At 62.5% G+C, this 24,685-nt stretch carries 19 protein-coding genes; 12 read left to right on the forward strand and 7 right to left on the reverse strand.

From position 1 onward, the window contains the following. Positions 1 to 694 precede the first annotated feature (694 nt). Entirely contained in the window at positions 695 to 1,306 is a 612-nt protein-coding gene (locus AOA61_RS18890; RefSeq protein WP_032891341.1) for a TetR/AcrR family transcriptional regulator, read from the reverse strand. A 95-nt stretch (positions 1,307 to 1,401) separates the two neighbouring features. Beyond that, positions 1,402 to 3,144: a sigma-54-dependent Fis family transcriptional regulator gene (locus tag AOA61_RS18895; RefSeq protein WP_099602393.1), complete on the reverse strand. Its 1,743-nt coding sequence runs from the start codon at positions 3,142 to 3,144 to the stop codon at positions 1,402 to 1,404. 269 nt (positions 3,145 to 3,413) lie between these two features. Here AOA61_RS18895 and AOA61_RS18900 point away from each other — a divergent pair, with 269 nt between their 5' ends. From AOA61_RS18900 to AOA61_RS18910, 3 genes are all read left to right on the forward strand, one after another. Beyond that, positions 3,414 to 4,889, forward strand: coding sequence for a benzaldehyde dehydrogenase (locus AOA61_RS18900; RefSeq protein WP_099602394.1), 1,476 nt, complete (start codon positions 3,414 to 3,416; stop codon positions 4,887 to 4,889). Positions 4,890 to 4,933: 44 nt separating this feature from the next. Next, positions 4,934 to 5,701: a coniferyl-alcohol dehydrogenase gene (locus AOA61_RS18905; RefSeq protein ID WP_099602395.1), complete on the forward strand. Its 768-nt coding sequence runs from the start codon at positions 4,934 to 4,936 to the stop codon at positions 5,699 to 5,701. An 81-nt stretch (positions 5,702 to 5,782) separates the two neighbouring features. Continuing rightward, positions 5,783 to 6,730 (forward strand): transporter, encoded by a 948-nt coding sequence (locus tag AOA61_RS18910; RefSeq protein ID WP_032891347.1) that lies wholly within the window; start codon positions 5,783 to 5,785, stop codon positions 6,728 to 6,730. On the opposite strand, the gene mhpT is transcribed toward AOA61_RS18910, so the two are convergent. Next, the gene (gene mhpT / locus AOA61_RS18915) at positions 6,708 to 7,940 is read right to left on the reverse strand and encodes a 3-(3-hydroxy-phenyl)propionate transporter MhpT (protein ID WP_099602396.1); all 1,233 of its coding nucleotides are present in this window, start codon (positions 7,938 to 7,940) and stop codon (positions 6,708 to 6,710) included. The genes AOA61_RS18910 and mhpT overlap by 23 nt on opposite strands. Before the next feature lie 309 nt (positions 7,941 to 8,249). Between mhpT and AOA61_RS18920 the strand changes: the two genes are divergently transcribed. Further along, the gene (locus tag AOA61_RS18920) at positions 8,250 to 9,566 is read left to right on the forward strand and encodes an OprD family porin (protein ID WP_099602397.1); all 1,317 of its coding nucleotides are present in this window, start codon (positions 8,250 to 8,252) and stop codon (positions 9,564 to 9,566) included. A gap of 9 nt (positions 9,567 to 9,575) precedes the next feature. On the opposite strand, the gene AOA61_RS18925 is transcribed toward AOA61_RS18920, so the two are convergent. Continuing rightward, positions 9,576 to 10,061, reverse strand: coding sequence for a MarR family winged helix-turn-helix transcriptional regulator (locus tag AOA61_RS18925; RefSeq protein WP_032891352.1), 486 nt, complete (start codon positions 10,059 to 10,061; stop codon positions 9,576 to 9,578). Positions 10,062 to 10,249: 188 nt separating this feature from the next. Here AOA61_RS18925 and AOA61_RS18930 point away from each other — a divergent pair, with 188 nt between their 5' ends. The 6 genes from AOA61_RS18930 (at position 10,250) to AOA61_RS18955 (ending at position 18,284) form a co-directional block, all read left to right on the forward strand. Continuing rightward, positions 10,250 to 11,080, forward strand: a complete 831-nt coding sequence (locus tag AOA61_RS18930; protein ID WP_032891354.1) for a p-hydroxycinnamoyl CoA hydratase/lyase — start codon at positions 10,250 to 10,252, stop codon at positions 11,078 to 11,080. Between the two features lie 76 nt (positions 11,081 to 11,156). Continuing rightward, positions 11,157 to 12,605, forward strand: coding sequence for an aldehyde dehydrogenase (locus AOA61_RS18935; protein WP_032891356.1), 1,449 nt, complete (start codon positions 11,157 to 11,159; stop codon positions 12,603 to 12,605). Positions 12,606 to 12,667: 62 nt separating this feature from the next. After that, positions 12,668 to 14,542: a feruloyl-CoA synthase gene (locus tag AOA61_RS18940; protein WP_032891358.1), complete on the forward strand. Its 1,875-nt coding sequence runs from the start codon at positions 12,668 to 12,670 to the stop codon at positions 14,540 to 14,542. After that, positions 14,539 to 15,780 carry a thiolase family protein gene (locus tag AOA61_RS18945; protein WP_099602398.1) on the forward strand — a complete coding sequence of 414 codons (1,242 nt, stop codon included), beginning with the start codon at positions 14,539 to 14,541 and terminating at the stop codon, positions 15,778 to 15,780. Before AOA61_RS18940 ends, AOA61_RS18945 begins: the two co-directional genes overlap by 4 nt. Before the next feature lie 34 nt (positions 15,781 to 15,814). Further along, the gene (locus AOA61_RS18950) at positions 15,815 to 17,515 is read left to right on the forward strand and encodes an acyl-CoA dehydrogenase family protein (protein WP_099602399.1); all 1,701 of its coding nucleotides are present in this window, start codon (positions 15,815 to 15,817) and stop codon (positions 17,513 to 17,515) included. 55 nt (positions 17,516 to 17,570) lie between these two features. Then, the gene (locus AOA61_RS18955; RefSeq protein WP_095184855.1) at positions 17,571 to 18,284 is read left to right on the forward strand and encodes a GntR family transcriptional regulator; all 714 of its coding nucleotides are present in this window, start codon (positions 17,571 to 17,573) and stop codon (positions 18,282 to 18,284) included. A 5-nt stretch (positions 18,285 to 18,289) separates the two neighbouring features. Here AOA61_RS18955 and AOA61_RS18960 read toward each other — a convergent pair whose 3' ends face one another. From AOA61_RS18960 to AOA61_RS18970, 3 genes are all read right to left on the reverse strand, one after another. After that, positions 18,290 to 19,240, reverse strand: a complete 951-nt coding sequence (locus tag AOA61_RS18960) for a PDR/VanB family oxidoreductase (RefSeq protein WP_032891362.1) — start codon at positions 19,238 to 19,240, stop codon at positions 18,290 to 18,292. Between the two features lie 29 nt (positions 19,241 to 19,269). Continuing rightward, positions 19,270 to 20,331, reverse strand: coding sequence for an aromatic ring-hydroxylating dioxygenase subunit alpha (locus tag AOA61_RS18965; RefSeq protein ID WP_099602400.1), 1,062 nt, complete (start codon positions 20,329 to 20,331; stop codon positions 19,270 to 19,272). Positions 20,332 to 20,468: 137 nt separating this feature from the next. Beyond that, the gene (locus AOA61_RS18970; RefSeq protein ID WP_099602401.1) at positions 20,469 to 21,956 is read right to left on the reverse strand and encodes an aldehyde dehydrogenase family protein; all 1,488 of its coding nucleotides are present in this window, start codon (positions 21,954 to 21,956) and stop codon (positions 20,469 to 20,471) included. Positions 21,957 to 22,219: 263 nt separating this feature from the next. Between AOA61_RS18970 and AOA61_RS18975 the strand changes: the two genes are divergently transcribed. After that, a complete protein-coding gene (locus AOA61_RS18975; protein WP_099602402.1) occupies positions 22,220 to 23,389 on the forward strand; it encodes a p-hydroxyphenylacetate 3-hydroxylase oxygenase component in 1,170 nt (389 codons plus the stop codon). A 56-nt stretch (positions 23,390 to 23,445) separates the two neighbouring features. Continuing rightward, complete coding sequence (locus AOA61_RS18980; RefSeq protein ID WP_032891366.1) at positions 23,446 to 24,378, forward strand: p-hydroxyphenylacetate 3-hydroxylase reductase component; 933 nt, start codon at positions 23,446 to 23,448, stop codon at positions 24,376 to 24,378. Positions 24,379 to 24,685: the final 307 nt, after the last annotated feature.

A 24,685-nucleotide genomic window follows, 5' to 3' on the forward strand; every position in this document is an offset into this window, starting at 1 on the left:
CGGGGGTACCGAGTTCGAGCGCGATGGCGGTTTGTCGGTGTACATATCCGTTATTTGGGTAACGGCGGCTATGGGTTCCGCTTTTACAGCGGGTCACTTTTTGAAGAGCGCAAAAAGTAACCAAAAACGCTTCGCCCCAACACTCGGCACCTCGCCTAGGCTCGGTGTGCCCTCACTCCGGCTTGAATCCGTGGGCCGCCGCGATGGGCCATCCATGGCCCAGCGCGGCTAACCCGGCGTCCTGCCGGGTTACCCACGGATTCAAGCCTGCGTTCGGCCAGCGTGTTTGATGGGGCGCCTGAGATCAAGATCAAAAGCGCAGATCAAAAGACCGCTGACTTCGTCAGCGAAAAGGATGTAAGGGCCGGATCAAAAGCAGGGCAAAAGCAGAGCAAAAGCAGAGCAAAAGCAGAGCAAAAGCAGACTGAGACCTATCTGTCTGATCTATGGAGATCAAAATGTGGGAGGGGGCTTGCTCCCGATGGCGGTGTGTCAGCCAACAGAGCTGTAACTGACCCACCGCCATCGGGAGCAAGCCCCCTCCCACACGGTTACCTGAGGACACCAGACAAAAATCCGGCCGGCTCTAAGGCCGTCGCGCACTCCAGCGCGGGACAAGCCCGCTCACCACAGAGTGAGGCGTCAGCCTGTAAGAATCGTGCAGATAACCATGCTCATGCGGGCAACCCCTCAGTCAGGCCTGCATGCCATAAAACACCAGCTCCGTAATACGTCTGACCTGCGTGGAGTGCGCTTCTATATCCGGGTGTTCCTGATTCACCAGTCTGAACAGTTGCAGGTGTGAATAATCGTTCAGTAAAAACGCAGCCATTTCCACGTCCAGTTGCGGGCGTAGCTTGCCGGCCAGTTGCAGTTCGCGCAGCAGTTGGCTGATCTCAGCCCTGAGTGCGTCGTTCATCGCGCGATAGCCGGCGGGGAGTTCGTTGGTGCCGCCGAACAGGATCAGTGGCAGCAATTCACGCCACAGGCTGGGGTGCATGACTTCCAGGGCGTAGCCGGTCAGCAGTCGTTCAAGGTGGCACAGCGCGTCAACCGGATCTTCGATTTCCTGGATCAGGCGGCGAGTGTCGGTGATCGCGCGTTGATCGGCGTGGTGCAGGATTTCCAGAATGATTTCCTGTTTGTTGCCGAAATACTTGAACACCGTGGGCGCTGATACGCCAGCCTGGCTAGCGATCTGTTCGATGGTGGTGTTCTGGAAACCCTGGCGCTCAAACAGTTCGATGGCCGCCTTGCTGATGGCTTGTCGGCGTTCGGCTTTCTGACGTTCACGCAGTCCGGTCACGGGTGCTCCTGGTCACGATTCAAAGGGGGCTCGGTACCCGTGCAAAATACTTAATCGGATAAAACATTTAAAGCACTCATTTTCAGGCAATCCCTTCAAGGCTGTTGCCGCTGGTGCTTCTTCAACCGATAGGCAAACTGAGCACGGCTAAGCCCCACGAGCCTGGCGGCGGCGGCGAGGTTGCCAGCGTTCTGTTGCAGCGCTTCGGTGATCAGGCGTGATTCAAGGCCCTCGATGGAAAACCCCTGGTCCAACTGCCCAAGGGTGTCCAGCAGTGCTGGTCGCTGCAAAGGTGCGGTGTTTGACAGGCTGCCATGGTCGTCCAGGCCGTACGGATCCGCCGGCAGTGGCTCGTTGCGAAACAGGTGCACCAAGTCGATGGCCTGGCCTTCGTCGCTGGCGATCAGGCCGCGTTCGATCAGGTTTTGCAGTTCGCGCACGTTCCCTGCGAAGTCGTAGCGCAGCAGGACTTTCAGGGCGCGCATGGTCAGGCCTACGGGTGTACGGGCGTACTCCTGGCAGAAGCGGGTGAGGAACGCGTTGATCAACAGCGGGATATCATCGCGGCGTTCACGCAACGGCGGCAGGGCGATGGGGTAGACATTCAGCCGGTAGAACAGGTCTTCGCGAAAGGTGCCGTCAGACACCGCTTTGCGCAGATCGATATTGGTGGCGGCCACTACCCGCACATCCACCGTGATGCCGCGTATGCCTCCGACGCGTTCGATCTCGCGCTCCTGCAATGCCCGCAGCAGTTTGCTTTGCCCGGCCAGGCTGAGGCTGGTGATTTCATCCAGAAACAACGTGCCGCCCTGGGCCCGTTCAAAACGCCCGGGCCGTGAGTGGGTGGCGCCGGTGTACGCGCCGCGTTCAACCCCGAAGAGTTCAGCCTCGATCAGGTTGTCCGGGATGGCCGCGCAATTGAGCGCCACGAACGGGCTGTCGTGGCGACGGCTGAGTTGATGTAACTGGCGCGCAAACATTTCCTTGCCCACGCCGGACTCCCCGCTGATCAGCACGGTGGCGGGCGTCTGCGCGACGCGTTGCAGGGCCTGCATTGCTGCGTTGAACGCGGCACTGGCGCCCACCAAAGGTCGGGGCGCGCTGGTGCTGGCAAGGCGGTCTACCGGGCTGTGGCGCGCACAGGCGTCGGCGGTGTGGGTGACGGTCGAGGACACGTTCAGGTAGCGCAAGTCCTGCTCAACATCACCCCATTGTTCGGCGGTCTTGCCGATCACCCGGCAACTGCTGTGGCCCATGCCTCGGCACTCTACTTCGCGAAAGATCACCAGTTGCCCGAACAGGCCACTGACAAAACCGATGGCGTAGCCGGTCTCCGTCCAGCACACAGGGTCCTGGCCGATGCCGTAGGCGCCCACATGCTCATCGGCCTCGCAGGAGTGGTGCCAGAGAAACTCGCCTTCATAAAAGCCCGAGTCGGCGTCGAACTTGAAATGCAGCGGCTCGACCTTGGTCATGCCTTCCAGTGTGTGCAGGTGCGTCCCGGCACGAAACACCGCAGCGGCATCAGCGTTTGGCCAGCGCTCGCGGATCAGCCGGGCATCCCGCGCTCCGGAGGCATAGCCGGTACGGGTGAACAGACCACGCGCCTGCTCCAGCCCCAGACGCTCGATGACTTCCCTGCGCAGGGCGCCGAACGAGGAACTGTGCAGCAGCAGCATGCGTTGGTCGTTGAGCCAGATCCTCCCGTCTTCGGGAGAAAAAAACAGGCAGTCGGTCAGTTCCGCAGGCGTCGGCGAGCTGCTGTCGCTGAGGTGGCGACTGTCGCCGCGCGGATGATAGGGCGCGGTGGCTGGCGCGCTGTGGGGGTTAGTCATTGTTATGCCCCTGCAAAGCGAATGAACGATATGAGTAACTGCTCAGATAGTTACTAAACATAACCTTATCAATTGAACAAGTGCCAGGCCCCTGGTTTTTGCGGCCGATGGGCGAGTGGTCAATGGGCGGCACGTGTCAGGCCCCGGTCCAGAGCCCTCGGCGGTTTATGTCTGCGTCAGCACGTGCAAGCGGCACAGCCTTTGCTAAAGGCCAAATGCGGCGTTTGCACTCGTGCAGGCGATGACAATTACAAGAACCGGGAGTTGCCATGTCAGTGTCTGAAACCACCCACCTGTTACAGCGGGCCCTTGAGTCCGAATGCCTGTTTAACGGCGATTGGATACCCGCTTCGGGATCCGTGAGCCCCGTGATCGAACCCGCCACCGGCGAGCCGCTGCTGCGCTGCGCCATGGCCAGCCCGGCCGATGTCGCCCTGGCCAGTCGCAGCGCGGCCCTGGCCCAACCGGCGTGGGCCGCACTCGGTCCACGGGAGCGCGCCGAGGTGTTTCGCAAGGCGGCCGACGTCGCCGAGCAGTCTTTCGCCGAACTGGCGCTGTACGTCGCGCGGGAAACCGGGGGCGCGCTGTTCAAGGGCGAACACGAAGTGCGCGAGGCGATTGTGCTGCTGCATCAGGCGGCGGGCTTGTTGTCTCAACCCCACGGAGTGGTGCTGCCCAGTGCGGCGGGGCGATTGTCCTATGCTCGGCGCCAGCCCCATGGCGTGGTTGGGGTAATTTCACCGTTCAATTTCCCGCTGATACTGTCACTGCGCTCGGTGGCGCCGGCCTTGGCGGCGGGCAATGCGGTGGTGCTCAAGCCTGACCCACAGACGCCGGTCAGCGGTGGTTTTCTCATTGCCCGACTCTTCGAAGAAGCAGGCTTGCCCAAGGGCCTGCTGCACGTGTTGCCCGGCGACGCGGCGGCCGGTGAGGCGCTGTGCCGCGACCCCAATGTGCGGATGATCGCGTTTACGGGCTCCACGGCGGCAGGGCGCAAAGTCGCCGAGGTGGCCGGTCGGCACCTGAAAAAAGTCGCGCTGGAACTGGGCGGCAAGAACCCATTGATTATTCTCGAAGACGCCAACCTCGACCTGGCCGCAAGCAATGCCGCCTGGGGCGCCTGGCTGCATCAAGGGCAAATCTGCATGGCGACCGGGTTGATTCTGGTCCATGAATCCATCGCCGCCAGCCTGACGCGCAAGTTGGTGGAAAAGGCCCGGGCGCTCACCGTGGGCAATGCCGCCCGGGGTGAGGCCGCGCTCGGCCCATTGATCAATCAACGCCAATTGCAGCGCGTGCACGAGATAGTCAGCGACAGCCTGCAAGCCGGCGCGCGGTTGGAAGCGGGCGGCGAATACGACCGGTTGTTCTACCAGCCCACCGTGCTCAGTGGCGTACGTCCGGGCATGCGCGCCTTTGAGGGCGAAGTGTTCGGCCCAGTGGCCACGGTGGTCAGTTTTGCCACGGACGAGGAGGCCATCGAATTGGCCAACCGCACCGAGTACGGGCTTTCGGCGGCGATCATTTCACCCTCGGTGGGGCGCGCCATGGCCATTGGCGAACGACTTGATTGCGGCCTGCTGCACATCAACGACCAGACCGTGGCGGACGAATGCATCAACCCCTTCGGCGGGCGCGGCGCCTCGGGCAATGGCGGCAGTGTGGGTGGGCCGGCCGACTGGGACGAGTACACCCAGTGGCAATGGGTCACCGTAAAAAACACGCCGCCGACCTATCCCTTCTGAGCCCCGGCTCGCGCATGCCTATACAACAATAAGAGGGCTTGACCATGAACCTGTACCGCAAAACCTTGATCGTGACCGGCGTGGCGTCGGGCATAGGTGCGGAAGTCGCGCGATTGGCGCGCTTCCAGGGCGCCAGGGTGATCGGCGTCGATCGCCATGAACCGCAGTTGACGCTTGATGGCTTTTTCCATGCCGACTTGAGCGATCCCACCAGCATCGATGCGCTGGTGGCGCGCCTGCCGCAGCAGGTCGATGCCCTGTGCAACATTGCCGGCGTGCCCGGTACGGCGCCGATGCAAACGGTGGCCGAGGTCAATTACCTGGGCCTGCGCCATCTGACTCAAGCGCTGCTGCCGCGCATGCCAGCGGGCGGCAGCATCGTCAATGTCGCTTCGGTACTCGGTGCGCAGTGGCCGCAGCGGTTGGCGCTGCACAAGGCGCTGGCGGCGACCGAAAGTTTCAGGGCCGGGCAGCAGTGGCTGGCCGCCAATCCGGTGGACCAGGGCACCTGTTATCAGTATTTCAAAGAGGCGCTGATTGTCTGGAGCCTGCAGCAATCCCAAGGGTGGTTTCGCGATCATTCGGTACGCATCAACTGCGTCGCGCCGGGGCCGGTGTTCACCCCGATTCTGGGGGATTTCGTCAGCATGCTCGGCCCGGAACGGGTGGCCCAGGATAGCCAGCGCATGACGCGTCCCGCCCTGGCCGATGAGGTGGCGTCGGTGATTGCCTTCCTCTGTTCGGACGCTGCGCGATGGATCAATGGGGTCAATCTGCCGGTGGACGGCGGGTTGGCGGCCACCTACGTGTAGGCGCTGCAGCCGCGTTAAACCCCGGGGCGGATCCACCGCGCCGGGGGTCTTGAACAACAACAAAAATACAGGACATACAAGATGCTCAAGCCAATCTTGCGGACCGTTGCGGCCTCAACATTTGTCGCGCTGTCATCCACTGCACACGCTTACGACCTGCCCGGACTCAACCTGGGCAGCACCAGTTTCTACGATGGCTCGCCAGCGCCTGCCGGACCCGGTTGGTACCTGGAGGAATACCTGACGTACTCGCGCGCCAGCCGCTTCAATGACGCCAACGGCAACAAGCTGGCGCTGCCCAAGCAGGACGTGGAAGTGGTGGCGCCGACCACGCAGATCATCTACGTCGGCCAACCCCTGGCCAATGGTGCGATGCCCGGATTCACCGTGATCAACACGTCCCTGGCCCATGTGGATGTGGACGATGGTTTGAATAACGCGGCACTGAGTTCGCGGGCAGGCTTTGGCGACGTGGTCGTCGGCCCCTTCCTGCAACTGCCGACCCTGAACCGCGCCGATGGCAGCCCGCTGTTGACCCAGCGGGTCGAAGTCGATGTGGCGATCCCGGTAGGTGCCTACGATCGCAAGCGCTCGATCAACCCTGGCAGCAACTTCTGGTCATTCAACCCGTATTACGCGGCGACCTACTGGTTCAACCCGAAGTGGTCGGCGAGCGGGCGCTTCATGTACCTGTGGAATGGCAAGAATGACCAACCATCGGCCAGTTTTGGCGATGTCTCCGACACCCAGGCGGGACAGGCGTTGCATGCCAACCTGACGTTGCAGTACGCAATCGACCAGCAGTTGAGCGTGGGCTTGAATGGCTATTGGTTGAAGCAGATCACCGACACCGAGGTAGAGGGGCATGCGGTGAGTGGTCGGCGGGAAAAGGTCTGGGCCATTGGCCCGGGCCTGGTGTACGCGTTCAACAAGGAGAATGTCCTGTCGGTGAACGCGTACTTTGAGCAGGAGGCGCAGAACCGCACCCAGGGCAATAAGCTGGTGCTTAACTGGCTGCACCAGTTCTAGACGTGGAGGTGCCGGGCAGGTTCAGTGGCGCCGCACGCACCATCACGCTGATGATGGTCAGTGCGGCGATCACCACGCCGGGGGAGGTCGCCAGCAGCACGCCGGCGGTACCGGCGCCTGCCGCAAGGAGTTGCCCGGCCGCCAGTGGCCCGGCCACCGAGCCCAGACGGCCGATGGCCACGGCCGCACCCACGCCGGTGGCGCGCACTGCCGTGGGGTAGGAGGGCGGGGCGCTGGCATACAGCACCAATTGCGCAGCCATCACGAACAACCCGGCAGCGAAACCCGCGACGGCCATGGGCACGATGCCCACCGACAGGCCGACACCGGCCAGCGCCGCCAGCAACCCGGCGTACACAAACAGCACCACTTTGAGCGCGTTGCAACGGTCCAGCAGCACGCCACCGAGTAGTGAACCGAGGGCGCCGCCGATATTGAAGAGCATCTGCACCATGCCCGCCTGGGGTTTGCTGAAACCTTGTTCCAGCAACAATGAAGGCAGCCAGTTAAGCAACATGTACATCACGGTCAGGGTGAAGAAGTAACTGAGCCACAGCGCCAGGGTGGTGCGGGCGCGACCCTCGCCGAACAGCGCCTGGCCCGTGGATGGGCGGGCACCTGGCGAGTGGTCGACCTGTTGGCGATAGGCGTTGGATTCGGGCAGCAGCAGGATCATCAATGGCACGGCCAGCAGCGGCGCCAGGCCGCCGATGATAAAGGTGGTCTGCCAGTGTTCACTGGAAAACATCGCCACCACGGCGGCCAATGCACCCCCCAGCGGTACACCGCAGTACATGACACTGATGGCGGTGCCGCGGTTGCGCTCGCTCACCGCTTCGGCACACAGCGCAATCAGGTTGGGCAACGCGGCGCCCAGGCCCAGGCCGGTGAGAAAACGCACCAGCAACAGGCTTGAATAGCTCTGCACAAATGCCGTGCTCAAGGAGAACAGCCCAAACAGCAGCACTGCGATCACCAGGATTTTCTTGCGGCCGATACGGTCGGCGATCCATCCGCCAAAAAACGCTCCCGGCAGCAGGCCGATGATCCCGACACTGAATACCCAGCCGAGCATTTTCGGGTCAAGGGCAAAACTGTTGCGCAGCCCGGCAGCGGTGGTGCCGGCCGCCTGTAGATCGAAACCCTCGATCAGCGCAACGATAAAACACAAAGCGATCGTCAGCGTCGAACGACGCGATGAACTGTTCATGGGCAAACCTCGTTGTTGTTTTTGTTGTGGTGGCGAGCCTGACCGGCTGCTGGAAATTAAGATAACAAATATAACTATAAAAAGAAGGGTGCCGGGCCCCAGTCTAAAATCATGACGCAAGCCGTCTAACGCAGGTGTTTGAGATTAACGTCAGTCGAAAATATGAAAATAGATAGGTTTATTAATGTTCGATTATCGGTCAGTGGCGGTTGACGAAGGGCTCCAGCTGTTTCCATTCTCTGTCCGCGAAGCCCACTGGGCCACGCCTGTGCCACCCCCAAAAACAACAACAAAAAATGGACATCGAACATGCCAAAACTCCCCACGGACGCCGTCGCGGCGGCCTGCTGTGTGTCGAACAGCACTCCACGCCTGATCAGTGCACTGCTGATGTGCAGCATCCTGCCCACTCCGCTGTGGGCGGCGGGGTTCATCGACGACAGCCACGGCACCCTGACGCTGCGCAATTACTACCTGGACCGTGACTACAAGGACGACGGCGCCAAGACCGCCGCGCGAGAATGGGCCCAGGCGTTCATGCTCAACCTGGAGTCTGGGTACACCCCTGGCGTCGTAGGCTTTGGCCTGGATGTGCGTGGGCTGATGGGGATCAAACTCGACTCGTCGCCGGACCGCAGCGGCACCGAGCTATTGCCGGTGTCGGCCAGCGACAAGCGTGCCGCCGATGAATACTCACGCCTGGCGCCCACCGCCAAATTGCGGTTTGCACAAACCACGGTGAAGGCCGGTGACGTGTCAATCTTCCTGCCATTCGCCTTCGCCAGCCCGTCTCGCCTGCTGCCCCAGACCTTTCGCGGCACCACCTTGAGCTCCAAGGACATCGACGGGCTGACCCTGAACACGGGCTATATCGACCGTATCAACAAGCGTGATTCCACTGACTACCAGGCTATGACCATCGCATCGCCCAACCGGCGGTTCAATGCGACGGCGACCACCTCACACTTGGCGTATGTCGGCGGGGATTACCAGGTCAATAAAGACCTCAGCCTGCGCGTCTATCACTCCCAAGTGGCGGACCTTTACCAGCAGGACACCCTGGCGTTGCTGCACAACCTGCCGGTGGGCGATGGGGTATTCACCAGCGACCTGCGCAGTTTCTTCAGCCGCGAGGACGGCAGTGCCAAGGCTGGGGACGTGGATAACCGTAACCTCTCGGCGCTGTTTGCCTACCGCTTGGGTGGGCACCGCGTCAGCCTGGGTTACATGCATTCCAGCGGCGACACTGCCACGCCCTATATCTCCGGCACGGAGCTGATGGGCATGAGCGAACTGACCATGAGTTCGGATTTTCTCAACGCCAAGGAGCGCACCTGGCAGGCCATTTACGACTATGACTTTGCCGCATCCGGCATGCCGGGCCTGAAGGGCCGGCTGCGTTATGTGCGCGGCGATAACATCGAGTTGGCGGCGTTCAATGCCGAGGACCGCAAGGAGCGCGAGTTCCAAATGGAGTTGGGTTACGTGATCCAAAGCGGCCCGCTGAAAAACGTCGGGCTGATGGCACGCAAGTCGATCTACCGCAACGACTTCCCAGGCGGCGCGGCCTTTCGCGATGAAAACCAGACCCGCTTCCTGGTGCTCTACACCGTGGCGCTTTGGTAGATCGCGGGATCAGTCCTGATACACCTTCTTGAGCAAACGCAGCAGCTCTGCACGTTCCTCGACGTCCAGGGCTGCGGTGGCGTCCAGGTCGCTCTGCGCGGCAATGTCCTTGAGGGACTTGAGCAGGATTTCGCCCGGTTTGCTCAGGAAAATCCCATAAGAGCGCTTGTCGGGTTTGCAGCGCACGCGCACGGCGAGGGCGCGGCTTTCCAGCTTGTTCAGCAATGGCACGACCTGGGGCGGTTCGATGGCCAGGGCGCGGGCGAGGTCGGCCTGCATCAGGCCGGGGTTTTGCTCGATGATCGCCAGGGCCGAGAACTGTGCGGGGCGCAGGTCGTGGTCGGACAGTCGGCCGATCAGGTTCTGGAACAGCTTGAGCTGGGCGCGGCGCATGGCATAACCGATCAGATCGTCCAGGGCTGAATCCAGCGGCGGCTGTACCTCGTCATGGTCGGGCAGGGCCTGGCTGGTGGCGATGTTGGAAGGCTTGGCCATTAGCAGTGCAATCCTCAGAAGGTAGCGGTTAACAAGGCTATCTAGTTTGCCGGGGTTGGCGCGCTGTGGCTACGACGGTTTTTCACAGTCGTTAAATATTGGTTATTCAGATTAATAGTTAATTGACATAACTATATTTGCGGTTTAATTTCGAATCATCTTCAAACCCAGAACAAGAGCACACCGCCATGAGCAATTACGAAGGCCGCTGGACCACCGTCAAGGTTGAGATTGAGGAAGGCATCGCGTGGGTCATTCTCAATCGCCCCGAAAAGCGCAACGCCATGAGCCCGACCCTGAACCGGGAAATGATCGACGTGCTGGAAACCCTGGAACAGGATCCCGCCGCCGGTGTGCTGGTGCTGACCGGAGCCGGTGAGGCCTGGACCGCCGGCATGGACCTCAAGGAATACTTCCGCGAAGTGGATGCCGGCCCGGAAATCCTCCAGGAAAAAATCCGCCGCGAAGCCTCCCAATGGCAATGGAAACTGCTGCGCATGTACGCCAAGCCGACCATCGCCATGGTCAACGGCTGGTGCTTCGGCGGCGGCTTCAGCCCTCTGGTAGCGTGCGACTTGGCGATCTGCGCCGACGAAGCCACCTTCGGCCTCTCGGAAATCAACTGGGGCATCCCGCCTGGAAACCTGGTCAGCAAGGCCATGGCCGACACCGTGGGCCATCGCCAATCGCTGTACTACATCATGACCGGCAAGACCTTCGGCGGGCAGAAAGCCGCTGAAATGGGCCTGGTTAACGAAAGCGTGCCGCTGGCGCAACTGCGTGAAGTCACCATTGACCTGGCGCGCAACCTGCTGGAGAAAAACCCGGTGGTGCTGCGTGCCGCCAAGCATGGCTTCAAGCGTTGCCGCGAGCTGACCTGGGAGCAGAACGAAGATTACCTTTACGCCAAGCTCGACCAATCGCGGCTGCTCGACACCGAAGGCGGTCGCGAGCAGGGCATGAAGCAATTCCTCGACGACAAGAGCATCAAGCCTGGTCTGCAGGCGTATAAGCGCTGAAGGATGCGGCCTGCGGGCCGCACCGTTTTACCCTGCTTGAACGTATTCCCGATAAAGACAATAAAGAGGAATCACCATGCTGGACGTGCCCCTGTTGATCGGCGGCCAGTCGTGCCCCGCGCGCGACGGTCGAACCTTTGAGCGTCGCAACCCGGTGACCGGTGAAGTGGTCTCGCGGGTCGCCGCTGCCACTCTGGAAGATGCTGACGCCGCCGTGGCCGCTGCCCAAACTGCGTTCCCCGCGTGGGCGGCGCTGGCGCCCAACGAACGCCGTACCCGGCTGCTCAAGGCTGCCGAGCAGTTGCAGGCGCGCAGCGACGAATTTATCGCGGCCGCCGGCGAGACCGGCGCCATGGCCAACTGGTATGGCTTTAACGTGCGCCTGGCGGCCAATATCCTGCGCGAAGCGGCTTCGATGACTACCCAGATCACCGGCGACGTGATCCCTTCCGATGTGCCTGGCAGCTTCGCCATGGCCCTGCGTCAGCCCTGCGGCGTGGTGCTGGGTATCGCGCCGTGGAATGCTCCGGTGATCCTCGCTACCCGCGCCATTGCCATGCCGCTCGCCTGCGGCAATACCGTGGTGCTCAAAGCCTCGGAACTGAGCCCGGCAGTGCACCGCCTGATCGGCCAGGTGCTGCAGGACGCCGGCCTGGGCGATGGCGTGGTCAACGTCATCAGCAACGCCCCGGCGGATGCGGCGGCAATTGTCGAACGGCTGATCGCCAACCCGGCGGTGCGTCGGGTCAACTTCACCGGCTCGACCCATGTCGGGCGGATCGTCGGTGAACTCTCGGCCCGTCACCTCAAGCCGGCCTTGCTGGAACTGGGCGGCAAGGCGCCGTTGCTGGTGCTGGACGACGCCGACCTGGACGCCGCCGTATCGGCAGCAGCCTTTGGCGCTTACTTCAACCAGGGGCAGATCTGCATGTCCACCGAGCGCCTGATTGTCGACGCCAAGGTCGCCGATGCCTTTGTCGCCAAGCTGGCGGCCAAGGTTGCGACCCTGCGCGCCGGTGATCCCACGGCGGCGGACTCGGTACTGGGTTCCCTGGTGGACGCCAGCGCCGGTACGCGCATCAAGGCCCTGATCGACGATGCGCTGGGCAAAGGCGCGCGGCTGGTGGCCGGAGGGCAACTGGACGGCAGCATCCTGCAACCGACGCTGATCGATGGCGTTACCGAAGACATGCGTTTGTACCGCGAAGAGTCCTTCGGTCCGGTGGCGGTGCTGTTGCGTGGTGACGGCGACGAAGCCTTGCTGCGCCTGGCCAACGATTCGGAGTTCGGCCTGTCGGCGGCGATTTTCAGCCGTGACACCGGCCGTGCCCTGGCCCTGGCACAGCGGGTCGAATCGGGCATTTGCCATATCAACGGCCCGACCGTGCACGACGAAGCGCAGATGCCCTTCGGTGGGGTCAAGTCCAGCGGCTACGGCAGTTTTGGCGGCAAGGCCTCCATTGAACACTTCACGCAATTGCGCTGGGTGACCTTGCAGAACGGGCCACGGCACTACCCGATCTGAGCAGGCGCTGCGACATAACAATAACAAGGCGGCGTTGATTCGCCTTGATGGAGGACGTCCTTGTGAGTTCCGAATTCAGACCGCAACCCCAGTCCGCGTCGCGATACCGCGAAGTGTCCATCGGCCACGCACCGGTGCAGGTCACCGAAGAGCAGGGCGTGCTGCATATGCGTTCCCTGGAGCCGTTGGCCGAGTTGCCTGCGCGCTTGCTCGATCGCCTTGTGCATTGGGCCCGGGTGCGCCCCGAGCAGACGTTTATCGCCGCACGCCAGGGCGGTGGCGACTGGCGCCGCGTGAGCTACAGGGAGATGCTCGACAGCGTGCGCTCTATTGCCCAAGGCCTGTTGAGTTACGGACTGTCGGCGGACAAGCCACTGGCATTGTTGTCGGGCAACGATATCGAGCATTTGCAGGTGGCGCTGGGCGCCATGTATGCCGGTATTCCGTATTGCCCGGTATCGCCCGCGTATTCGCTGCTGTCCCAGGATTTCGCCAAGCTGCGGCATGTGTGTGGCCTGCTGCAACCGGGGCTGGTGTTCGTCAGCGATGCGGCCGCCTACCAGCGCGCAATCGAGGCGGTGTTGCCCGCCGAAACGCCGTTGATCAGTGTGCGCGGTGAAGTGCCTGGGCGCACTCGGGTGAGCTTCGACAGCCTGCTTCAAACGCCGAGTGGCGCCGAGGCTGAAGCGGCGTTTGACGCCACCGGCCCGGACAGCATTGCCAAGTTCCTCTTCACTTCGGGCTCGACCAAACTGCCCAAGGCGGTGATCACCACTCAACGCATGCTCTGCGCCAACCAGCAAATGCTGTTGCAGACCTTTCCGGTGTTCGGCGAGGAACCGCCGGTGCTGGTGGACTGGCTACCTTGGAATCACACCTTTGGCGGCAGCCACAACGTCGGCATCGTGCTCTATAACGGCGGCACTTTTTACCTCGACGACGGCAAACCCACGGTCCAGGGCTTTGCCGAGACCCTGCGCAACCTAAAGGAAATTTCGCCAACGGCCTACCTGACTGTCCCCAAGGGCTGGGAAGAACTGGTCAGCGCCCTGGAGCAGGATGCCGAGTTGCGCGAGCGCTTTTTTGCGCGGATGACACTGTTCTTCTTTGCCGCTGCGGGCCTGTCACAGAGCATCTGGGATCGCCTCGACCGCGTGGCCGAGCTGCACTGCGGTGAGCGCATCCGCATGATGGCCGGGCTGGGCATGACCGAAGCCGCGCCGTCCTGCACGTTCACCACTGGGCCGTTGTCCATGGCCGGTTATATCGGCTTGCCCGCGCCGGGATGCGAAGTGCGACTGGTGCCGGTGGACGGCAAGTTCGAAGGGCGCTTTCGCGGGCCGCACATCATGCCGGGTTACTGGCGCGCGCCCGAGCAAACCGCCGAGGTGTTCGATGACCAGGGTTTCTACTGTTCCGGAGACGCGATCAAACTCGCCGATCCCCACCAGCCGCAATTGGGGCTGATGTTCGACGGGCGCATTGCCGAAGACTTCAAGCTGTCTTCCGGGGTGTTTGTCAGCGTTGGCCCGTTGCGCAATCGCGCGGTACTGGAAGGCTCGCCCTACGTGCAAGACCTGGTAATTGCCGCGCCGGACCGCGAATGCCTGGGGGCGCTGGTGTTCCCCAGAGCCTACGAATGCCGCCGTTTGGCGGGTTTGGGCGCCGACGCCAGCGACGCCCAGGTATTGGCCAGCGAGCCGGTGCGCCAATGGTTCGGCGATTGGTTGCAACGCCTTAATCGCGACGCCACCGGTAATGCCAGTCGCCTGGAATGGATTGCCGTGCTCGACGAACCCGCGTCCATCGACCGTGGGGAAATCACCGATAAAGGTTCGATCAACCAGCGGGCGGTACTGCAGTGGCGCGCGGCCAAGGTCGAGGCGTTGTATCGCGGTGAAGACCCCACCATCCTGCGCGCCGGGCCCAAGCCTTGAGCGGCGCAGGGCAGTATTCGGCGTTTGCCGACGCGGCGATTTTCGAGGCGGTGCGCACGCCGTGGGTCGACCTCGGTGGTGCGCTGTCCCAGGTCTCACCCATCGACCTGGGGATCAAGGTCGGCCGTGAAGTGCTGGCGCGGGCCGATATCGATCCGCAGGCGGTGGACAGCGTGTTGGCGGGTTCCATGGCCCAGGCCAGCTTCGATGCCTACTTGCTGCCACGGCATATCGGGCTGTACAGCGGTGTGGCGCAATCAGTCCCGGCGCTGGGGGTGCAGCGCATCTGCGCCACCGGTTTCGAGCTGTTGCGCCAGGCCGCTGAACAACTGCGCGACGAGGTGCAACTGGCCCTGTGCGTGGCGGCTGAATCCATGTCGCGCAATCCGATTGCTGCTTACACCCACCGGGGCGGGTTTCGTCTGGGAGGCGAGGTGCAATTCAAGGATTTTCTGTGGGAGGCGCTGTACGACCCGGCTCCCGGCCTGGACATGATCGCCACCGCCGATAACCTGGCGCGCCGTTATGGCCTGAGCCGCGAGGCGGTGGACCGGTATGCCTGTGACAGTCATCAGCGTGCGTTGCAGGCGCAGCGTGAGGGGGCCTGGGCGCAAGAGATCGTCAGCGTCGATAACCAGGTGTTCGAACTTGACGGTTATCAACCCCGACGCCTCACCCTGGCACGTCGCGCCGCTGCGGTGACCGAGGACAGTCACCCACGGCCCACTGACCTTGCGGCACTCGCGCGTTTGCGCGCCGTGCATGCGGACGGGGTGCAGACCGCCGGTAATAGTTGTGCGGTGGTCGATGGTGCGGCGGCCGCGTTGGTGGGACGCGCCTCAGACTGCACGCGCACGGCCCTGGCTCGGTTGGTGGCCAGCGCGGTGGTCGGCGTGGCCCCCGAATTCATGGGCATCGGCCCGGCACCGGCGATCCGTCTGTTGCTGCACCGCAGCGGGTTGAACCTGAGCGATATCGGCCGTTTCGAGATCAACGAAGCGCAGTCGGCCCAGGTACTCGCTGTGGCCCAGGAGCTGGAGCTGGACAGCACCCGGCTCAACGTCCAGGGCGGCTCCCTTGGGCTGGGGCATCCTTTGGCTGCCAGCGGTCTGCGCCTGGTCATGAGCCTGGCCCGGCAACTGCGTCAGTACAACCTGCGCTACGGCATTGCTGCTGCGTGCGTGGGCGGCGGGCAGGGCATGGCGCTGCTGATCGAGAACCCTGACTGGCGCGCTTGAACACACACGTTTTATTCGATGATGAGGTGTCCCGATGTGGAGCTATGAGGCGCCCCTGCGCGATATGCAATTTGTCCTGGAGCATTGGCTGCAGGCGCCCTCTGCATGGCAGGCCTTGGACCTGTCCCTGGCGATGCAGGTGCTGGAGGAGGCTGCACGCTTCAGTCAGGGCGTGCTGGCGCCGCTGAACAGTCAAGGTGATCGTCAGGGCTGCCGTTGGCAGGCGGGGCAGGTCAGCACCCCGGATGGTTTTGTCGAGGCTTACCAGGCCTATGTGGACGGTGGCTGGCCAGGGCTGGCGTGCGCCGAGGCAGTGGGCGGGCAGGGCTTGCCGCAATTGCTCGACGCGGCGTTGCAAGAAATGCTCTACGCCAGCAACCACGCCTGGGCCATGTACACCGGGATCGCCCACGGCGCTTACCTGTGCCTCAAGACCCACGCCGAGCAGTGGTTGCAGGCGCGCTACTTGCCTGAAATCGTCAGCGGCCAGGCCTTGCCCACCATGTGCCTGACCGAGCCCCAGGCCGGCAGCGACGTCGGCTTGCTGCGCTGTCGCGCCGAACCCCAGGCGGATGGCAGTTATCGCCTGAGCGGCAGCAAGCTGTTTATCTCCGGTGGCGAGCACGACCTCACGGCCAACATCCTGCACCTGGTGCTGGCGCGCCTTCCCGATGCGCCGCCCGGCAGTCGCGGTATTTCCCTGTTTCTGGTGCCCAAGCGATTGGACGATGGCCACGTCAATGGCGTGCGCTGTGACGGCCTTGAGCACAAGATGGGCATCAAGGGCAGCGCCACCTGTTCGCTGACGTTCGAAGCTGCCCAGGGCTGGCTGATCGGCGAGGCCAATCGCGGCCTGGCGGCAATGTTTGTGATGATGAATTCGGCGCGCCTGCACGTGGGCCTGCAAGGCCTGGGGCATGCCGAGGCGGCGTGGCAGAACGCCCGCCAATACGCCGCCGACCGTGTGCAGATGCGCGCACCGATCAGGCCTGAAGAAGTGGCGGCCCAGGCGGCCGATCCGATCCGCTATCACCCGGCCATGCGGCGTGTATTGCTGGAGCTGCGCACCACCAGCGAGGGCATGCGCGCTATCGGTTACTGGGCGGCGCACCTGCTGGATCGGGACGACCCATTGGCGCCGTTGCTGACCCCTATCATCAAGGCGTTTTTCACTGAACAGGGCTTCCGCCAGGCCAGCAATGCCTTGCAGGTCTTCGGCGGTTACGGCTACGTCGCCGAGTTCGCCATCGAGCAAACCCTGCGCGACAGTCGCATCGCGATGATCTACGAGGGCAGCAATGAGATCCAGGCCAATGACCTGTTGCTGCGCAAGGTGCTTGGGGATGACGGTCGGGTGTTCGGCCTGCTGCTGGGCGAGTTGCGTGCAGAGGCCGGGCAGGGCAGCGAGTTCGTCGAATGCGCGGCCTTCTCCCGGGCACTTGGCGGCCTGTGCGATGCCTTGGGCACGGTGGTGAGTGCCATCCGCGAACGCTCCCTGGAAGACAGCGAATACCCGTATCGCGCTGCGCCGGATTTCCTCCAGCTGTGTGGCGTTGCGCTGCTGGCCTTTGCCTGGGCGCGGGCGGCACGGGTGTCCAGGGCATTGCCCGAAGGGGATCCGTTGCGCGCCGCCAAGCTGCAAAGCGCCGGGTTCTTTTTTGATTACCTGCCATCGAGGCTGGCCCAGCACTTGGGCGCGATAGACGGGGCGCGGGCGGCACTGGCATTCGTCTGACGGCGGCAGAGGCTTGCGGTACTATGGCGACCCACGTTTTCTGGAAGTTGCCTGGATGAGTAAGCCCGGTCAATTGGTGCTGGTTGCACTGCGCAAGATGATTGCCAGCGGGGAGTTGGCGGCGGGCGAGCGGCTGATGGAAATTCCCACGGCGCAGTTGTTCGGCGTGTCGCGCATGCCCGTGCGCATGGCCTTTCGTACCCTCGAACAAGAAGGACTGCTGGTGCCGTTTGGCGGGCGCGGCTATCAGGTGCGTTCGGTCAGCCCCAGCGACATTGCCGGCGCGGTTGAAGTGCGCGGCGTGCTCGAAGGCCTGGCCGCGCGTCAAACTGCGGAGCTTGGGTTATCCAACGAGGCCCGCGCCGCGCTGGAGCGCTGCCTGGTCGAGGGCGATCAACTGTTCGAAAAGGGCTACGTGACCGAAGACGACCTTGAGGTCTATCACGACCTGAACATGCGCTTTCACCAGGTCATCGTCGAAGGCAGCCACAACCCGGCGATCGCCGATGCCCTGGCGCGCAATGATCACTTGCCGTTCGCCTCGGTGACCGCGCTGGCGGTGGATCGCGAGGACATGGCCCGCGAGTACCGACGCTTCAACTATGCCCATATGCAGCATCACTCGGTCTTCGACGCCCTGGTCAATCGCCAGGGCGCACGGGCCGAAGCCATCATGCGCGAGCATGCCAACGCGACCCTGCGCTATGCTGAGATTTTCAGTTCAGCCACCGCCGACGCGCGCATGAAGGTGATCCTGCCCGCGTCGTAACCCGGTTAGATATCGAGTACCAGCAAGGGCGTTTTCGCCCGCGAACAGCAGGGCGTGAACTGATCATTCAGCGCCTGCTCCTGCTCGGTGAGAAACAGATCGCGGTGCTCCGGTATGCCTTCCAGCACACGGGTCAGGCAGGTGCCGCAAATCCCCTGTTCGCAGGACACCGCAATCTCGATACCGTGGCTTTCCAGGACCTGGACCACGGTCTTGTCGGCGGGAATTTCGAAGACCTGGCCGCTGCTGCCGAGCTTCACCGAAAAGCCGCCGTCGAGGCTGCTGTCCACCGGTGCCGCACTAAAGTATTCGCGGTGCAGGCAGTCTTCCTGCCAGCCCTGTGCGCGTGCGCTGTCGAGTACATGCTGCATGAACCCGCCAGGGCCGCAGACATACAGGTGTACGTCGTCAGCGGGCGCCGCCAGCACCTCGGCAGCATTCAAGGCCGTGTGCGGCTGCTCATCGAAATGCAGGAACACTCGCTCGGCAAACGGCGACGCCTTGAGTCGCTGCACAAACGCCGCACGCTCGCTGGCGCGGGCGCAGTAATGCAGTTCGAAGTCGGCCCCCGCATGGGCCAGGCGTTCGGCCATGCACAGGATCGGAGTGATGCCGATGCCACCGGCAAACAGCAGGCTGCGACGCGCGTCGTGGACTAAGGGAAATAGGTTGCGGGGTTCGCTGATGGTCAGGTGTGCGCCCTCGTGAACCTGCTCGTGCAAGCTGCGCGAGCCACCCCGGGAGGTCGGGTCCTTGAGCACGCCGATCAGGTAGCGATGACGTTCTTCGGGGTGATTGCACAGGGAATATTGCCGGATCACCCCATCGGGCAGGTGCACGTCAATATGCGCGCCGGCACTGAAGGCCGGCAGCGGCTGGCCATCGACACTGGCCAGTTCATAGCTGCAAATGTCCTGGGCTTCGTTGTTACGGGATACCACCACCACATCGATCATGTTCAGTCCTCGCAAAGTTGTCGTGCTGTTCAGGCGGTGGCGGTGGCGATCAGTTGCGGTTCGAGGGCGCGTTCCTTGGCAATCAGTCGCTCCAGGATCTTGCGTGACTGCACGCCCCCCGCGTCGATATTCAACTTGAGCAGGTTGCGCTGCGGATGGGCCAGCAGGTTCTGTTGCTGGCGTTCGAGCATTTCCAGGTCTTCGCTGAAAATCTTGCCCTGGCCCTCGCGAATGCTTGCGGTCAGTGCCTCATCGTGGGGATTGAAGTTGCGCGCCATGCCCCAGAAGTACCAGATCGAGGTCTCGGTTTGCGGGGTGATGAAGTCGACCACAATGCTCGCAGCTTTATGCTCGGGGGCGGCGTGATAGCCACCCTTGCCGGCGTGGGCCACGCCGACTTCGATCAGCACATGGCTGGGCGGGGTGAAGCGGCAGATCTGCCAGCGGTCTACCGGCACATCGTCGGCCAGGTTGTTGCCACGCAGGGCCATGCGCCAGAACGGCGGGGCCATGATGTTTTCCATGTGCCGGGCAGTGACGACCTCATCGCCGTCTACCGTGGTCACGGGCGGCGCTTCGTCGATTTCCTTCTGGCCGATGCTGGAGGCGTGCACGTAGGTTTCGTGGGTCAGGTCCATCAGGTTGTCGATCATCAGGCGGTAGTCGCACTGGATGTCAAACAGCCCGCCGCCATAGGCCCATTGGTCACTCACGGCCCATTCCAAGTGGTGGATCAGCGCCGGGTCGGCCTGGGCCTGATCGCCGGGCCACACCCAAATGAAGCCGTAGCGTTCAACCGCGGCAAAGGTTTTGTTGCACGGAAAGCCGCGTACCCGCTGACCGGGCATTTCCACGGTCTTGCCGTCGCCGCCCATGACCAGCCCGTGGTAGCCGCAGACCAGGTTGCCGTTCTCGACATAACCCAGCGACAGCGGCGCACCGCGATGGGGGCAGAAGTCCTCGACCGCCACCACGGCGCCTTCCTGGCCACGATAAAACACCATTTTTTCGCCGCAGATCTGTCGACCCAGGGGCTTGTGCGCGATTTCATCGGGGGTGCAGGCGACATACCACGTGTTCTTGGGGTACATGATGACTCTCCAGGCAACGGATTATTTTTATTTAATGGATCCATTAAATGGGCCGTAGGATGGGGAGTCAATCTTGTATTGATATTTTGTTGGGCGATTATCGGTCGATATGCTCCAGTGGATCCAATAAAGAGTTTTTAGTAGCGAATCATCACTGACTTCAGCTCGGTGTAATCCTCGATAAAGGCGCCGCCAAACTCACGACCCACACCTGAGGATTTGTTGCCGCCAAACGGCACCGCCGGGTCCAGCATCGTGTGCATGTTCACCCACACCGTGCCGGCCTCGATGGCGGGCACCATGCGCAGGGCCTTGCCCAAGTCGTTGGTCCAGAGGCTGGCGCTCAAGCCGTAGGGCGTGTTGTTCATCAAGGCCAGCAGTTCTTCTTCGCTGTCGTACGGCAAGAACGTGGCAATGGGGCCGAAGGTCTCTTCGTTGAGCAGGGTGTCGTTGACGTTGTTGGCGAGGATGATCGTCGGTTCGACGTAACAGCCAGGACGGTCGATCAGGTTTCCCCCGTGAATGATGCTGTTGTTTTCGGCGCGGGCTTTGGCGAAGAACTCGCCGAGTTTGAGTTGGTGCTGGCGGTTGGTGACCGGGCCGAAATCGGTGCGCTCATCCAGGGGCGAGCCGATGTTCAGCGCGCTCAGACGCTGGGCCAGTTTGTCCATGACCGCTTCGATCTGCGAACGGTGCACAAAGAAGCGTTCGGCGGCGGCGCAGATTTGCCCGGAGTGCAAAAAGCCCGCTTCGATGATGCCGTTGACGGCCTTGTCCAGGTCCACATCGCGCAGGAACCCGGCCGAGTTTTTCCCGCCCAGCTCAAGGGTGGCCCGGGTCAGTCCGGCGCCCATGGCACTCTGGCCCACCGCAATCCCGGTCGGCACGGAGCCGGTGAACGACACCTTGTCGGTGCCGGGGTGTTCGATCAGGCCTTTGCCTACGCTGCCGCCACCGGTCAATACGTTCAGCGCACCGGCGGGAAGGCCGGCGTCAATCGCCAGCTCGGCGATGCGCAGGATGGTCAGCGGCGTGAACTCGCTGGGCTTGATGATGATGCTGCAACCGGTTACCAGCGCCGAGGCGAGTTTCCAGATGGCGATCATGGTCGAGAAATTCCACGGCACGATGCCGACCACCACCCCGACCGGCTCGCGCAGGGTGAACGCGGTGTAGCGCTCGCCGGCGAAGGAGGGCAGCGACGGGGTGATGGTCTGGCCGCTGATCTTGGTAGCCCATCCAGCGTAATAACGCAAAAAATGCGCGGCCTGGTCGACTTCGAAAGCACGGGAAATCTGGATGATCTTCCCCGACTGGCAGGTTTCGATCTGTGCCAGTTCTTCGCGGTGTTGCTCCAGCAGGTCGGCCAGCTTGAGCAGTACATTGCCGCGCACCGCCGGTGCGACCTGCGACCACTGCTTGAAGCCTCGGCTCGCCGACGCCACGGCTGCGTCGATGTCGGCCTGGTCGGCGTCGACGACATCGGCGATGACCTGGCCGGTCGCCGGGTTGATTACCTCCAACCGCTGGCTCGAATGGCTCTCGACGTAGCCACCGTCGATGAACAACGTATGGTTTCGACCGAGGAAGGCTTCAACCTGGGGCAGCAGTGGAATATCGCTCATGGGGTTTTTCCTGGTGGCAGACATTGAAAAGCCCGAGGTTAATTGCAGTGGCCGGAACGGGCTTGACTCTGGCTGCCGAGTGGCATGTCTGTGGCTGCCAATACCTGTGCGCGACGGATCACTCTGAGCCTTTGAAAAGTACAATCTTGACTCTGGAAGGTGCATGTTCGGCCGGCAAACTGCGCTCCATACTGGCCCTGCATCCGGCGCCACGCCTCGCTTTTTGGGGTTGCCCGGACATCCAATAATAAGCAGGGCCATCCATGAAAAAGCCAAACCCGCTCCTCGAAGACCTCAAGTCTGTCTTGCCGACCATTGCCGCCAATGCCTTCCAAGCCGAGCAGGATCGCAAGGTGCCCGCCGAGAATATTGCGCTGCTCAAAGGCATCGGCCTGCACCGTGCGTTCCAGCCCAAAGCGTTCGGTGGCATGGAGTTGTCGCTGCCACAGTTTGCCGACTGCATCGCGTTGCTCGCCGGAGCCTGCGCCAGCACGGCCTGGGCCATGAGCCTGCTGTGTACGCACAGCCATCAACTGGCACTGTTTTCTGCCCAGTTGCAGCAGGAAGTCTGGGGATTGGACCCGAATGCCACGGCCAGCAGCAGTATCGCGCCGTTCGGTCGCACCGAAGAGGTCGAGGGTGGCGTGCTGTTCAGCGGTGAGATGGGTTGGAGCAGCGGCTGCGATCACGCCGAATGGGCGATTGTCGGATTCCGTCGGCCCAATGCCGAGGGCACTCAGGATTACTGCTTTGCGGTGCTGCCGCGCAGTGACTATCAGATCCGCGATGACTGGTTTGCGGCGGGCATGAAAGGCAGCGGCACCAAGACCTTGATCATCGACAAGGCCAGGGTGCCGGAGCACCGCATCCAGAAGGCCAAGGACATGATGGAAGGCAAGTCCGCAGGCTTCGGCTTGTACCCCGACAGCAAGGTGTTCTACTCGCCGTATCGACCCTATTTCGCCAGCGGTTTTTCCACCGTGAGCCTGGGCGTCGCCGAGCGGATGCTGGAAGTGTTCCGCGAGAAGACCAAAACGCGAGTACGCGCCTACACCGGTGCCGCAGTCGGTGCCGCCACCCCGGCGCTGATGCGCCTGGCCGAGTCGACGCACCAGGTGGGCGCCGCGCGAGCGTTCCTGGAAAAGACCTGGGCCGAACACGCTGAGCACAGTGAGCAGCAACGCTACCCTAGCCGCGAAACCCTGGCGTTCTGGCGCACCAACCAAGCCTACGCCACCAAGATGTGCATCCAGGCGGTGGACCGCCTGTTCGAAGCCGCTGGCGGCAATACCTGGTTCGAACATAACGAGATGCAGCGCCTGTTCCGCGATTCGCACATGACCGGCGCCCATGCCTACACCGACTACGACGTCTGTGCGCAGATCCTCGGGCGTGAGCTGATGGGCCTGGAGCCCGATCCGAGCATGATCTGAACCCGCTTTTGAAAACAACAATAGGGGCTGCGCATGCCGCAGTCCGGGAGTCTTGCATGTCTGAATCGACCTTCGATCCACGGGCCTTTCGCCGCGCCCTGGGCAACTTCGCCACGGGCGTCACCGTGGTCACCGCCGCTGACGCCTCCGGTCGCAAGGTGGGCGTTACCGCCAACAGCTTTAATTCGGTGTCCCTTGACCCACCGCTGGTGCTGTGGAGCATCGACAAACGCTCCAACAGCCATGAGGTGTTCGAGCAGGCCAGCCATTTCGCCGTCAACGTGCTGGCGGCGGACCAGATCGACCTGTCGAACAATTTTGCGCGGCCCAAGGACGATCGCTTCGCTGAGATCGAATACGAACCGGGAGAGGGTGGCGCGCCAGTGTTTGCCGACTGTGCGGCGCGCTTTCACTGCGAGAACTACCAACAAGTGGACGGCGGCGATCACTGGATCATGATCGGCAAGGTGGTGGCCTTCGACGATTTTGGCCGTGCGCCGCTGCTCTACCATCAGGGCGCCTATTCCATGGTCTTGCCCCATACCCGCATGACCAAGCGTGACGAAAGCCAGCCGCCGAGCAGCCATTTCCAAGGGCGCCTGCGCCACAACCTCTACTACTTGATGACCCAGGCGGTGCGCGCCTACCAATCCAGCTACCAACCCCGACAGCTGTCCACCGGCCTGCGCACCAACGAGGCGCGGATGTTGATGGTGCTGGAGAACGACGCCCGCCTGAGCCCCGGCGACCTGCTGCGGGAAGTCGCGATGCCGGTGCGGGAGATCGACGACGCGGTGGCCAACCTCAAGCGCAAGGGGTTGGTGGATGATGATGAGCAGGGCGTGCATCTGACCGCTGCCGGTGTCGAGCAAACCGAAGATCTGTGGGCGATTGCACGGGAGCAGCAGGAAAAGGTGTTTGCCGAGTTCAGCCAAGCTCAGGTCGAAACGTTCAAGGCCGTACTTAAGCAGTTGATCAGCCAATGCTGATGGGCGGGTGAGTGTAAGCCGATCTGAAATGTTGCAGGCCTGGCGCTATAGGTGGTGAGCCGTTCACCGAGCGGGCAGACGCAGTCGGTCAGATGTGGGAGGGGGCTTGCCCCCGATGACAGTGTGTCAGTCACTGATGTGATGGCTGATCCACCGCTATCGGGGGCAAGCCCCCTCCCGCATTTTATGGGTGTTACACCTGATCAATTTGAGTTATCTGTTTACTTTGCCCGTGGCAGGCAGCAACAAAAGTGACGGCAGACATGGGCAAGACGCTCGATAGGTCATGGGCGCACAGTGATTTCGC

This window comes from Pseudomonas sp. 2995-1, from assembly GCF_002742505.1.
Taxonomy (GTDB): domain Bacteria; phylum Pseudomonadota; class Gammaproteobacteria; order Pseudomonadales; family Pseudomonadaceae; genus Aquipseudomonas; species Aquipseudomonas sivasensis.